We start from the raw sequence: 13267 nt of genomic DNA, 5'->3' as shown, positions 1-13267 counted from the left end.
TCGGTGGCGTCGATCCAGCCGAACAGGGCGCGCAGCTCGTCGGCCTTCACCTTGCCCAGCGCTTCGTCTGCTTGGCGGGGATCCCAGGCTTTTCCGAACGTCTCCTCGCCGTAACCGGGATCCGGTTCAGCCCAATTTCGCCGGTGTCGTGATCGAAAGCCGCACCCCCCGGCTGTACGAACTCCTGCATGCCTACGGCGCCGCCAAGTTCAAAGACGGCAGGCATCCGAAGCGTTCGTCGGCTTCGGCAGGTCGCCTGCCTCTGGCGTATGGCGTCCTGCTGGACGAGGATGCCGATTTCTTCGTCTCCGAGATGAGATTTCGCCTAACCAGCTCGTCGATCTCGTCCGGCAGCCGGGTTATAGATTCTCCCCCCAAGGCGACGCTGTGCGACGGCCCGAGGTGGCGGATCGCATGCCGCAGGCGGGTGCCGGGCCCGGGCACCCGCCATGACGACGTCGCCTTGGACCGCGCCCGTGATCGGATGGACGAGTGCGAGCTTGAACCAGCGGCGGGTGCCGGCCGACCTCGCTGTCGCGCCGCTCCGCCCCGAAGTGAGGGGGCACCGATGTCTTCGAGGCACGGTCGGCGAACTCCGCCTGCTCCGGCGTCGTGATCTCGACCCATTCCGGATCATCGTGCTTCCCCGTGATCAGTCGAAATTCAGCCAGTTGAATTCCTGGATGCGCAGCAACGTCGTGGCGTCCATGGCAATCTCCTCTTTGGGAGTCCCCCTAGAAGGCCGTCCAGCAAGCCGGAATGCCCGACGCTGCTGACAGAGGACCCCTGGAGCCGCCGGGGCAAGGAGGCGGATCGGCCGGCTCGGTTCGGGCCAAAAGCCGCCCTACGAAAAGTGCGGGTAAACGAGACGCTTACTAGCCTCGACCCGGTCTTAGCCTTTCGTATCAATCGCCCCGTTCTTATTGTGCCAACCGATCCATTCTTCCGGAACACGGTCGTGCGAAATCAAGTACTTAGTCGACGCGGTCTTGTGGTGCGGGCATATTTGAACGCAAGGTGCGCCTTTTCGCGCCGTGATCAGCATTTTGCCTGTCGCTTGCAACCGCGCGTTTCGGCGCGCGGGCGCAATCGCGAAAAATGAATCGCAATCAATGAGCTAGACTTAACTCCTCCGAGCTCACGTGAGTTCGGATGAGAAACAGCCTTCACTTCAGGTGCGGCAGGTTTTGCGAGTCGCGTCAAGGACATCGACTCGAATGCTGAGGCGCTGATCCAGCAGCTTCACACATTGCTGCAATCAGGCCTGTTGCGACGCTACAAGGCGTGCATCCCCATAAAGCCCGGACCAGCTCAATATTTCCTTAAACGCCGGCGCCGCCCGTGAGGCTTGCCATGATGTGGACGATCAGCGTCCGCAGCTCATCCAGCCTGGGCTGGCATGACGTGCTGCCGCGCGGCGCCCTGCGCTTGTCACGCCCCGGCGGGGATGCTGAAGTGCCGCCCTCGATTGTGGTGTGTAGGAGCCGGCGCCGATGGACAGAATTCTCGCAGCCGCAAAGGCGATCGCGCTGGCGCGCCGCAACCATGCGCCGCTCGCGGCGCTCGAAGTTCCTCCGGCCGATGAAGCCGAGGGCTATCAGGTCCAGCGGGCGCTGCACGATCTGCTGCTGCCGCATGCCGGCCCGCTGGTCGGTTACAAGATCGGCTGCACCAGCCAGGTGATGCAGGATTACATCGGGATTCCACACCCATGCGGCGGCGGCGTGTTCCAGAAAGGCGTGCACGACAGCGGCGTGCAGCTCGCGGCTGCCGACTATGTCCGCGTCGGCGTCGAATGCGAGATCGCGGTGCGGCTGAAGCGCAATCTCGCCGCCGGCGAGGCGCCGTTCACGGCCGAATGGGTCGGCGAAGCCGTCGAGGCCTATCATCCCGCGATGGAGATCGTCGACGACCGCTATGTGAAGTGGGAAACGATGGGCGCGCCGACCTTGATCGCCGACGATTTCTTCGCCGCCGGCTGCGTGCTGGGCGAGATCGTGCCGCGCTCGTCGGTGCCGGACCTGAAGGCCGTCAAAGGCCGCGCCATCGTCAACGGTGAAGAGGTCAGCCACGGCACCGGCGCCGACGTGCTCGGCCATCCCCACAATGCACTCGCCTGGCTCGCCAACCATCTCGCCGCCGAGGGCAAGGGCCTGCACGCGGGACAGCTCGTGCTGACGGGGAGCCTGGTGAAGACGCTGTGGCTGAAGGCCGGCGACAAGGTGCGGATGGAGCTGGACGGCCTGGGGACGGTGGAGGCGGAGTTTACGTAGGCGCCGCGGGCACTGCGTCGTCATTCCCCGCGAAGGCGGAGAATCCAGTACGCCGCGGCTTCTCCGTTCATCGCTGACGTCTCGAAATACTGGATCGCCCGCCTTCGCGGGTGATGACAGTCGAGGGGGCGGAGAGAGGGATAGCGGCGTCGCTACAATCGCGCGTCGCTGAGCGCTGTATGCAGCCATCGCCAAAATACATGCGGCCCTCGCCAGGGGAGCTAGCGAGGGCCGCGTCGTACATCGTCGTCCGCCTAGGTTCGCGAACACGATGTGGGAGCTCGGGAGAAGCTAGAAGGGCAGCAGCACGTCCATGACTTGCTGGCCGTAGCGCGGTTGCTGCACGTCCATGATCTGGCCGCGGCCGCCGTAGGCGATGCGGGCCTGCGCGATCTTGGTGGAATCGATGGTGTTGTCGCTCTGGATGTCTTCGGGACGGACGATGCCGGCGACGATGAGCTCGCGGATTTCGTAGTTGACGCGGATCTCCTGCTTGCCTTCGACCACGAGGTTGCCGTTGGGCAGGACCTGGGTGACGACCGCCGCGACGTTGGTCTGCAACGCTTCCTTGCGGTCCACGCTTCCTTTGCCCTCGCTGGACGCGGTCGAGTCGGCGGTGAGGATACGGCCGGGCAACACTTTCTGCGCTTGGGCCCCCAATGTCTTGGCGCCGATGAAGTCGGTGATCCCGGAATCTTCCTTGTTGGTGCGGCTGCGCTGGGTGTCGTTTTCGATATTGGCCTTGTCGGTGATGTTCACGGCCACCGTCAGGATGTCGCCGACCTGATGGGCACGCTGGTCCTTGAAGAAGGCCCGGCTGCCGCTGCGCCACAGCGAGTTCGGATTGTAGGAGGCGACCTCGGGCTTCGGCATCGGCATCTGCACCGGCTTGTAACCGGGCTGCGTCGTCGGATTGTCGATCGCCGACAATTTCGGCTGCTCGCCGATCTGCGACAGACGGTCGATCGAGGAGCAGCCGCTCGCCAGCGCGCACGTCGCCAGCAGCAGGGCAGAGATCGCGATGCGGCGGGGACGAAAAGCCGAACTGAACGTGGACATGACTTACTCTGACTTGGCTGGAGCTTGCGAGACGCGGACTTGCGGGATCTGGGCTTGTGCGATCTGGGCCGGGGATGCCGGGGTCTGGACCAGGTTCCGGACGAGGGCTGCGGTATCGACGGGGGCGGGCGCCTCGTCGCGCTTGAGCGAGGAGGTCTGCTCGACCGCGGCCGGCATCGGCGCGGCCTGGCTGGCGCCCTGGACCGTCACCTGGCCGCGGCCGGTGACGACGCCGCTCAGCGTGCGCTTGGTCTGCAGGTTGAGCACGCTGATGGTATCGCCCTCGGCGCCGCTCTCGATCGCCTTGCCGCGCGTGGTGAGATAGATTCCGGGAACTTGGTAGATGACGGTGACGTTCTGGTCGCGCTGCACGAAGTCGGGCTTGACGATGTCGGCGACGCGGATCGGCGTCCCCGCCCGCATCGGCCGGCGCAACTGCATGCCGAGCGTGCGATCGCGCGAGGCGGCCTCACCGGTGACCTCGGCCTTCGGCCGCCGCTCCATGGCGACATCGGACGCCTTCAGGAGATCGACGCGGTCGATGTCGCGCGTCAGCACGGCCACTTCCACCGTTTCGGTCGCGGTGCCGGTGAAACGCAGCTTGGTCGGTGCCGGATTGTTGTCGTTGTTGATCTCGAAGGCGATGTCGAAACGACCGCTGCGGGCGTCGTAGCGGGTTGCCACCGGCTGCAGCACGCCGGTGTTGGAGGCATCCAGCCGCATGTCGGCAATGCCGCGGTCGAACGTGACGGTGATGTTGGCGGCATCGCCAAGTCCAAAGCGGCGCTCGAGCGCCGAGGCGACCGCGGTCTCGAGGTCCTTGTTCACGAGCGTGCGGGCGAGACGGGTGACCTGGACCTCCTTGATGTCGCCGGTCATCACGCCGATCACCTGCTTTGCGCGCAACACCGCCAGCACGTGGGCGACCGGCAGCGCACCGGTGGTGCCGAGATCGGGCGAGCGGTAGACCGGGATCAGCGCGGCCGAGCCGGCATTGTCGATGAGATCGCCGACCCGCACCACGTCCGAGGTCACGGTGATGCTCGCGCGCAGCGTCGGCGTCGCGATGAAGTCGTCGGCGGCCCGTGCGGGCAGCGCCAGCACGAGGAGAGCGGAGATCGTGGCGAGGGTGGTGCGGATCATCGTCATCACCTCAGCGGAACAACGCCGTGGTCGACTGCATCATCTGGTCGGCGGCGCTGATCACCTTGGCGTTCATCTCGTAGGCGCGCTGGGCGGCGATCAGGTCGCTCATCTCCGAGACGACGTCGACATTGGCCTGCTCGAGGCTGCTCTGGGTGATGTTGCCGAAGCCCTCGGAGCTCGCGGTACCGTCCTGCGGCGGGCCGGAGGAGGGCGTCTCGGTGAACTGATTGTTGCCGACCGGCTGGAGGCCCGCCTTGTTGATGAATCGGGTCAGGCCGATCTGGCCCTGGACGGCCGAGGTCGACGAACCCGGCAGCGTCACCGAGACCTGGCCCTGCACGTTGATGGTGAGGCCCGAGGCGTTGTTCGGGATCGTAATCGTCGGTTGCACCGGGTTGCCCTGCGCCGTGACGATGCGCCCCTGATTGTCCATCTGGAAGGTGCCGTCGCGGGTGTACTGGTAGCTGCCGTCGGGCATCAGGATCTTGAAGAAACCTTCGCCCGTGATGGCCATGTCGAGGTCGTTGCCGGTCTGCGACAGCGTGCCCTGGGTCATGCTGCGCGGCGTGCCGACGGTCTTGACGCCGCCGCCGATGTCGACGCCGACCGGCAGGATGGTGCCCTGGTCGGACGACTGGGCGCCGACCCGGCGGACGTGTTCGTAGATCAGGTCCTGGAACGCCGCGGTCTGCTTTTTGAAGCCGGTGGTGCGCAGGTTGGCGATGTTGTTGGAGATCACCTGAACGTTGAGTTCCTGTGCCGCCATTCCGGTTGCTGCGGTGTGAAGCGCCTGCATGTCAGTTCTCCCTCAATCAGGCCGGAACGTCGGCGAGCTTCTCGATCGCCGACTTGTGCATGTCACTCTGCTGCTGGAGCAGGTTGGCGATGGCGGTGTAGCTGCGCATGACTTCGACCATGCGGCTCATCTCACCGACCGAGTTCACATTCGACTTCTCGACATAGCCCTGCTGCACGGTCGACTTGGTGTCGGCCTGCGGGACCGCGGAGCCGATGTCATAAAGGTTGGCGCCAAGCTTGGTCAGCTTGGCCGGATCGTCGAACGAGGCCATGCGGATCTTGCCGCGGATCGAATCGTTTTTGGCCGTGCCCTCGAGCACCGTGACGGTGCCGTCCGGCGCGACGTTGATGTCGTGGTCGGTCGGCTGGAAGGTGATCGGGCCGCTGGTGCCCAGCACGAGGTCGCCGTCGGAGGTGACGAGCTGGCCGGTGCTGTTGAGCGAGAATTTTCCGTCGCGGGTGTAGCGCTCGGCGCCATTGGCCTGAACCGCGAAATAGGCGTTGCCGCTGATCGCCATGTCGAGCGGATTCTTGGTCGGCTCCATCGGCCCCTGGCCGACGTCGCGGAAGGTGCCGCGGTCCTGCACATAGGAGACCCGGCGGTCGGAGCCGACGAAATTGTCCTCACGCGCGTTCGAGTTGAGGTACTCCTCGAACAGCGAATGATCGGCCTTGAAGCCGTTGGTGTTGGCGTTGGCGACGTTGTTGGCGATGACATCCATCTGCCGTTCCAACGTCATCTGTCGTGACAAGCCGATCAGAAGCGCGTTCTGCATCGGAAATCTCCCCTGAGTGAGATCTGCCAGCTCGCTCTCCCAAGCGCATTGGCCGATCCCGTGAACGAGACCTCGGGTTCTCCCAAACCCTGGGTCTCGGTCCTTTCTCAGCGAAACTCGTGCCAAGCTGGAAAATTGTGTAATTTCAGGATCTTGATTGTTTTTCGAGGGCGCGGAGAGGCGGCAGAAAGGGTCTGTTAGCCATGTTTGCCCGGCAGATTTTTCCTAGCGAAGGCCCAATCGAAAGGTTCCGTTAACCATTATTACCGTAGCGTTTGCGCGTAAGAGGAGCACTGCGCTGGGGCATTTGTATCGCGTCACTGTCTGCCAGGAGCTTCGCTCTTTCGACCCCTTTGAGAGATGAGCGAGCGCGGCGATCATGGCAGAGAATGAAGCGGAAGGCGGCGCAGCCGCCGACGGCGCGGAAGCCGCTCCGCCCAAGAACAAGTTCAAGCTGATGATCATGGTGGTGGGCCTGCTCGCCGTTCTCGGCGGCGGCGCCGCGACCTGGTTCTTCTTTTTCCGTCACGGCGACGACGAGCATCACGCCGAGGCGGCGCCTCCGCCGAAGCCGCCGTCTTTCGTCGAGGTTCCCGACATCATGGTCAACCTCGCCGGCGCGCCGGGCGAGCGCGTGCAATATCTGAAGCTCAAGATCGTGCTGGAGCTGAAGGAAGAGAAGCAGGTCGAGGCGATCAAGCCGACGATGCCGCGCATCACCGACATCTTCCAGACCTATGCGCGCGAGCTGCGCTCCTCCGACCTCAACGGTTCCGCCGGCATCTTCCGCCTCAAGGAAGAGCTGACCAAGCGCGTCAACGCCGCGGTTGCTCCGGTCCAGGTCAGCGCGGTGCTGTTCAAGGAAGTTGTGATCCAGTGAGCATGACGGGCTAGGGATCATGGCAGGCACCGACCAACCAGACCAGGATGCAATTGCCGCCCAATGGGAGGCCTCGCTCGATTCCGAGGATCCCGCTGAGGCCGCGAAGGCTGCTGCGGAAAACGAACTATCCGAGACCATGGCCCTGCAATGGGCGGCCATGGTCGAGGATGGCAGCCGCGATCTCGGCGCCGGCAAGAATTCCGGCGAACGCGTGCTGTCGCAGGACGAGATCGATAACCTCCTCGGCTTCGCGGTCGGCGACGTCACGCTCGACGATCATTCCGGCATTCGCGCCATCATCGATTCGGCGATGGTCTCCTACGAGCGTCTGCCGATGCTCGAAATCGTCTTCGACCGCCTGGTGCGGTTGCTGACGACGTCCTTACGCAATTTCACCTCCGACAACGTCGAAGTCTCGCTCGACCGCATCACCTCGGTGCGCTTCGGCGACTACATGAACTCGATCCCGCTGCCCGCCGTCCTCACCGTCTTCAAGGCCGAAGAGTGGGACAATTTCGGCATGGCCGTGGTCGACTCCAGCCTGATCTACTCGATGATCGACGTGCTGCTCGGCGGCCGTCGCGGCTCGAGCCAGCTGCGCATCGAGGGACGGCCCTACACCACGATCGAGACAGAGTTGGTCAAGCGATTGGTCGAAGTCGTCATGGCCGATGCCGAACAGGCGTTCCGGCCGCTGTCGCCGGTGACCTTCACCATCGACCGCCTCGAGACCAACCCACGTTTCGCCGCGATCAGCCGTCCTGCCAACGCCGCGATCCTGGTGCGCCTGCGCATCGACATGGAAGATCGCGGCGGCAACATCGAGCTCTTGCTGCCTTACGCGACCATCGAGCCGATCCGGGGCGTCCTGCTCCAGATGTTCATGGGCGAAAAGTTCGGCCGCGACCAGATCTGGGAAGGCCATTTCGCCACCGAGATCGTCCAGGCCGAGATCTCCGTCGACGCCGTGCTCTACGAAGCCGACATTCCGCTCAAGCAGCTGATGCGGTTAAAGGTCGGCGACACGCTGCCGCTGGACATGCGCGCGGATGCCAGCGTCACCGTTCGCTGCGGCGACGTCACCATCACCGAAGGACGCATGGGCCGGGTCGGCGACCGCGTCGCGATACGGGTGACGAAACCCTTGCGCAAGCCAAGTACGACACTTGCGATGTTCGAAAAGGTCGACGAGCAGAACAAGATGATGGAGGCCCCATGAACCACTCCCTGGGAATGGCGATCGAGACGCTGGTGGCTATCCTGCTGATGCTGACCATCGTCTACTGCGTCACGCTCAACAAGCGACTGACGCGGCTGAAGGCGGACGAGCATTCGCTGAAGGCGGTCATCGGCGAGCTGATCACCGCAACCGAGATCGCCGAGCGCGCGATCGGCGGGCTGAAGCTCGCCGTGCGCGACGTCAACGAGAACCTCGGCAGCCAGCTTGCGTCGGCGACCCAGATGTCCGAGCAGCTCTACAAGCAGCTCGGCGAAGCCGACAACGTGGTGCGGCGCCTGTCCAAGATCGCGATCGCCGCGCGCCCCGTGACGAACCCGGAAACGGTCGCCGCGCCCGCAGCCAAGCCTTCGTCGGCGAAGGCGGTGGCGGCTGCGGCCGAAGCCTTCTCCGAACGCCGACGATCCAACGGTCTTGCCGCATAAAGTCAGGGTATGAAGTCTTTTCGCAACATCCGCGTCATTCCGATCGTGCTGGTTGCCGTCGCTGGCCTGGCCACGCTGAAGGTCACGGGTCTTGTGATCAATGGCGGCTATGTCTTCGACTACAAGCCGAGCCAGACCAAGAAGTCGTGGGCGCAGGAGAATCTGAACTTCCCGGCCAGCCGCGAGGATCCCGATATCACGGGCTCGACCCATGGCGCGCCGAAGGAGGCGCCGAAGCCGGCCGCACCGGACACCAAGTCCGAAGGCGCCGCGGTCAAGGAGGAAGCCCAGCCGCAGATCTCCGCCTCGGAGCGCGCGATCCTCGAACGCCTGCAGTCGCGTCGCCAGGAGATCGAGGCCCGCCAGCGCGAAATCGACATCCGGGAGAGCCTGTTGAAATCCGCCGAGAAGCGCATCGAAAACAAGGTCGAGGAGATGAAGGCGGTAGAAACCCGTATCTCCGCGACGCAGGCCGAGCAGAAGGCCGCCGAAGCCCAGCGCATGAAGGGCCTCGTGACCATGTATGAGGGCATGAAGCCCAAGGACGCCGCGCGGGTCTTTGACCGGCTCGAGATGGGCGTGCTGATTGAGATCGCCTCGCAGATCGCGCCGCGAAAAATGTCGGACATCATGGGATTGATGTCCCCGGAGGCCGCCGAGCGGCTGACGGTCGAGATGGCCCGCAGGGCCAATGGCGGCGGCGATCAGTCCGCCTCGGCCGGCGAGCTGCCCAAGATCGACGGCAAGCCGACGCAAAAGCCGAATTGAGGGCTCATACTTAAGAAGTCCTTAATTGCCAAAATCTACAGTCTGGGGCAGGGGCCGGCAGCAATGCCGGCGTGGACCGTCGAACCGGAAGTAATGCCGCCAATGGCGCGAGACGCTGCCGCTGGATTTGTGTCGCGAGCCCGCGCCCTGGCGCGGAGGCTGTCGCGTCATGTCCGCGCGGCGCCGCTGCTGGCAGCCAGCCTGCTGATCGGCTTCACGGCGCCTGTCCGGGCGGCCGACGCGATCAGGGGCGAGGCGACTTTCTCGGCCAGCGGCGGCTTTGCCCGTCTCGTGATCAAGCTCGGGGAGGACGTCCCCTCCGAGGTTACGACGGCCGGCTCCATTCTCGTCATCCGTTTCGACCGGGCGGTCGACGTTCCCGTCGATCGCGTCCCGGAAGGCGCGCCCGACTACGTCAACTCCGCCCGCCGCGATCCCGATGGCGGCGCCATCCGCCTGTCGCTGGCGCGGCGCGTCACCGTGAACACCATGAATGCCGGCGAACGTACCTTCATCGACCTCTTGCCGGAGGGTTGGAAGGGGCCGCCGCCGAGCTTGCCGATGGACGTGGTCAAGGAACTCGCCGAGCGCGCGCGCGTCGCCGAACGCGCGCTGCGCGCCCAGCGCGCCGCGGCGGAGAGTAAGAAACGGCCGCAGATCCGCGTGCGCGCGTCGGTGCAGCCGACCTTCGTCCGCTTCGTGTTCGAGATGCCGGACGGCGTCGGTGTATCCTCCGTGCTCAATGAACAGAAGCTCACGCTCGCCTTCAACGCCAACCTGAATTTCGATCTGGCGGACGCGGTCGTCGCAGCGCCGCCGAACGTCGCCTCGATCAAGCAGAAGGCCGACATCGACCAGACCAGTGTCGAGATCGCGCTGATCGGCGATTCCGACGTGCATTCGTTCCGCGACGAGAAGAACTACGTCGTCGACATCTCCTTCCAGCCGGACAAGGGCAAGATGGCCACGTCGGCGGAAGCTGCGATCGCGCAGGCCAAGCCCGCCGCTCATGGACCGGCGCCTGCGCCTGAAAAGCCGGCGGCCGAGAAGCCGAAGGACGCGCATCGCGAGATCGCGCCGCCGACGTCCGAGACGATCGCGCGCGAAGCCAGGATCGATGCCAAGCCCGAGGTGAAGCCGGAAGCGCCCACCGCGATGCCGCCCGCTGAAGCGCCGAAATCGGTGCCGGCTCCTGCATCCGAAGCCGCGCCCGCCGCGCAAGCGCCCAAGGAAGCGCCCAAGGAAGTTTCGAAGTCTGTCGCGCCAGTTGCAGAAGCTGCGGTCGCGCCTGCCAAGCCGGTCATGGCCGAAGCGCCTCAAGAGGTGGTGAAGGATGCTGCCAAAGAGCCGGTCAAGGAGCCCGTCAAGGCCGCGCCAGCAGAGGCGCCCGCTGCGCCGCAGCCGACTGGTGCCAGCGTCGATGTCCGCCGCGACAGCGACGGCCTGCGCGTAACTTTCCCGCTTCAGGTCGCAACGCCTGCGGCGGCGTTCCGCCGTGGCGACACCGTCTGGCTGGTATTCGATACGGCAAAGCCGATCGACGTCGAGGCGATCCGCACAAAGGGCGGCGCGATGATCGGCGAGGTCGGCCGCGTCCCGCTCGAGAAGGGACAGGCGGTGCGCATCCGTCTCACCCGGCCGCTGGTCTATTCGCTGTCGAGCGACGAGGTCGGCAAGCAGACCAACTGGCTCTTGACCCTCGCCGACAAGATCCAGGCGACGCCGCTGCCGCTGATGATCTCGCGCAACATCACCGACCCGGCGCTCGCCAACATCGCGATCCCCTTCGCCAATCCGGGGCTGCTGCACAAGCTCACCGATCCCGATGCCGGCGACACGCTCTATGTCATCACCGCGCAGCGGCCGGTGCGCGGCTTCATCAAGCGGCAGGACCTCGTCGATCTCGCGCTGCTGGAATCCGCGCATGGCATCGCGATCCGGCCGAATTCCGACGAGGTCGGCGTCGAGGTCGGGGCCGACAAGGTCATCCTCGGCAAAAAGGGCGGGCTGACGCTGTCGCCGGTCGACATCTCGGCCGAGCGCGCGCCGACTGCAGTGCGGCCGGTCTTCAGCCCCGAAGGTTGGCGCAAGGGCCAGTCAGAAAATTTCATAGCGCGCCAGAACGAGCTGATCACGGCGATCTCCAACGTCGAGCCGGCGATGCGTTCGCTGCCGCGGCTCGACCTCGCGCAATTCTACATGTCGCGCGCGATGTATCACGAGGCGAAGGCCGTCACCGAATTGATGCTCGCCGATCCTCTCAACAAGGAGGAGAGCGGTGCGCTGATCATGCATGCGATCGCGAGCATCCTGATCGGCCGGCCGGCGCAGGGCCTAAAGGACCTCGCTAACCCCGTGATCGGCAACAGCCACGATTCCCAGCTCTGGAAAGCGCTCGCCTATGCGCGCCAAGGCAAATGGGCGGACGCGCGCGAGAAGTTCAAGAACGTCGAATTCGCCATCGCCTCGCTGCCGCTCGACATCCAGCGCATCGTGACGATGGAGGCGATGCGCGCTTCGCTCGAGGTGAAGGACTATGCGGGCGCCTCCAAGCGCCGCAGCGAGCTCGAGGTGGTCGGCGTCTCGCCCGAGGCCGCGCCCGGCTTTGCCGTGCTGCGCGGCCGGCTTGCCGAGGCGCTCGGCCACGACAGGGACGCGCTCGACGACTACAAGTTCGCGGTCGGCTCGTCCGACCGGCCGGCCGCGGCCGAGGCCAAGCAGCTCGAGGTCGCGCTGCGGCAGAAGCGCGACGAGATCAGCAAGGAAGACGCGTTGCGCGAGCTCGAAACGCTCTCGATGACCTGGCGCGGCGACTCGATCGAAGTCAAGACGCTGCAGATGCTGTCGCAGATGTTTGCCGAGAATGGGCGCTACCGGGACGCGCTCACCGCGGCGCGTACCGCGACAAAGTTGCAGCCGAACGCGGAAGCCTCGCGCCAGGCGCAGGACCTCGCCTCCGACCTGTTCACGCAGCTCTTCCTGGGACCCAAGGGCGACGAGCTGCCGCCGATCGAATCGCTCGGGATGTTCTACGAGTTCCGTGAGCTGACGCCGATCGGCCGCCGCGGCGACGAACTGATCCGACGCCTCGCCGACCGCCTCGCCTCGATCGATCTGCTCGACCAGGCCGCCGAGCTCCTGCAATACCAGGTCGACCATCGCCTCGAAGGCGCGGCGCGTGCACAGGTCGCCGCGCGCCTGTCCATGATCTATCTCGCCAATCGCAGACCCGACATGGCGATCACGGCGTTGCGCGCGAGCCGTATCAGCGACCTCTCGGGCGAGCTCAGGCAGCAACGCCTGCTGCTGGAGGCGCGTGCGCAGAGCGACGTCGGCCGCCACGATCTCGCGCTCGACATCGTCTCCAACGTTACAGGGCGCGAAGTGCTGCGCTTACGCTCCGACATCTTCTGGGCGGCGCGGCGCTGGCGTGAATCCGCCGAGCAGATCGAGCTTTATTACGGCGAGCGCTTCCGCGACTTCAAGCCGCTCAACGCGGTGGAGAAAAGCGACATCATCCGCGCCGCCGTCGGTTATGCGCTCGCCGACGACTCGATCGGCATGTCGCGCTTCCGCGAGAAATATGCGCCGCTGATGAGCGAGAGCGCCGATCGGCTCGCCTTCGACATCGCGAGCAAACCGACCGGCGCCTCCAGCGCCGAATTTGCCGATATCGCCAAGCTGGCTGCCAGCGTCGACACGCTCGATGGCTTCCTGCGCGAGATGAAGCAGCGCTTCCCCGATGCCACCGCCCGCGCGCCGGCCTCGCCGCAGGCCAAGGACGAGTCCGACCACACCGGCTCGCTGCCCACGATCCCTGTGGTGCGCCAGATCAAGATGAACCGGTAGGATCGCTGCTCCTTCTGGGCCTCGCGAGAGGTGTCCGTGAGCAAGCTCCTCGA

At 65.2% G+C, this 13267-nt stretch carries 10 protein-coding genes; 6 read left to right on the top strand and 4 right to left on the bottom strand.

Annotated features, from left to right (window positions below; genetic code table 11):
* Positions 1-1493 precede the first annotated feature (1493 nt).
* Positions 1494-2273: a 2-keto-4-pentenoate hydratase gene (locus ACFQX9_RS16105; protein ID WP_377789402.1), complete on the top strand. Its 780-nt coding sequence runs from the start codon at positions 1494-1496 to the stop codon at positions 2271-2273.
* 291 nt (positions 2274-2564) lie between these two features.
* Here ACFQX9_RS16105 and flgH read toward each other — a convergent pair whose 3' ends face one another.
* The 4 genes from flgH to flgF are packed head-to-tail and all read right to left on the bottom strand — an operon-like array spanning position 2565 to position 6052.
* The gene (flgH, locus tag ACFQX9_RS16100) at positions 2565-3332 is read right to left on the bottom strand and encodes a flagellar basal body L-ring protein FlgH (protein ID WP_018456424.1); all 768 of its coding nucleotides are present in this window, start codon (positions 3330-3332) and stop codon (positions 2565-2567) included.
* A gap of 3 nt (positions 3333-3335) precedes the next feature.
* On the bottom strand, positions 3336-4475 hold the full coding sequence (gene flgA / locus ACFQX9_RS16095) for a flagellar basal body P-ring formation chaperone FlgA (RefSeq protein ID WP_377789399.1): 1140 nt from the start codon (positions 4473-4475) through the stop codon (positions 3336-3338).
* A gap of 10 nt (positions 4476-4485) precedes the next feature.
* On the bottom strand, positions 4486-5274 hold the full coding sequence (gene flgG / locus ACFQX9_RS16090; RefSeq protein ID WP_007602131.1) for a flagellar basal-body rod protein FlgG: 789 nt from the start codon (positions 5272-5274) through the stop codon (positions 4486-4488).
* Between the two features lie 16 nt (positions 5275-5290).
* A complete protein-coding gene (gene flgF, locus ACFQX9_RS16085) occupies positions 5291-6052 on the bottom strand; it encodes a flagellar basal-body rod protein FlgF (protein ID WP_377789397.1) in 762 nt (253 codons plus the stop codon).
* A gap of 379 nt (positions 6053-6431) precedes the next feature.
* Between flgF and fliL the strand changes: the two genes are divergently transcribed.
* The 5 genes from fliL (at position 6432) to ACFQX9_RS16060 (ending at position 13214) form a co-directional block, all read left to right on the top strand.
* Entirely contained in the window at positions 6432-6932 is a 501-nt protein-coding gene (gene fliL, locus ACFQX9_RS16080) for a flagellar basal body-associated protein FliL (RefSeq protein ID WP_018456421.1), read from the top strand.
* Positions 6933-6951: 19 nt separating this feature from the next.
* Positions 6952-8154 carry a flagellar motor switch protein FliM gene (gene fliM, locus ACFQX9_RS16075; RefSeq protein ID WP_377789394.1) on the top strand — a complete coding sequence of 401 codons (1203 nt, stop codon included), beginning with the start codon at positions 6952-6954 and terminating at the stop codon, positions 8152-8154.
* Entirely contained in the window at positions 8151-8597 is a 447-nt protein-coding gene (locus tag ACFQX9_RS16070; protein WP_007612299.1) for a DUF6468 domain-containing protein, read from the top strand. Before fliM ends, ACFQX9_RS16070 begins: the two co-directional genes overlap by 4 nt.
* 9 nt (positions 8598-8606) lie before the next feature.
* Positions 8607-9365, top strand: a complete 759-nt coding sequence (locus ACFQX9_RS16065; RefSeq protein WP_018456418.1) for a MotE family protein — start codon at positions 8607-8609, stop codon at positions 9363-9365.
* Positions 9366-9467: 102 nt separating this feature from the next.
* The gene (locus ACFQX9_RS16060; protein ID WP_377789391.1) at positions 9468-13214 is read left to right on the top strand and encodes a tetratricopeptide repeat protein; all 3747 of its coding nucleotides are present in this window, start codon (positions 9468-9470) and stop codon (positions 13212-13214) included.
* Positions 13215-13267 lie beyond the last annotated feature (53 nt).

The organism is Bradyrhizobium sp. GCM10028915 (assembly GCF_042666195.1).
Lineage (GTDB): Bacteria > Pseudomonadota > Alphaproteobacteria > Rhizobiales > Xanthobacteraceae > Bradyrhizobium > Bradyrhizobium canariense_D.
The sequence above is the reverse complement of the archived record's forward strand: the minus strand, read 5'-3'. Positions and strand labels throughout refer to the sequence as shown.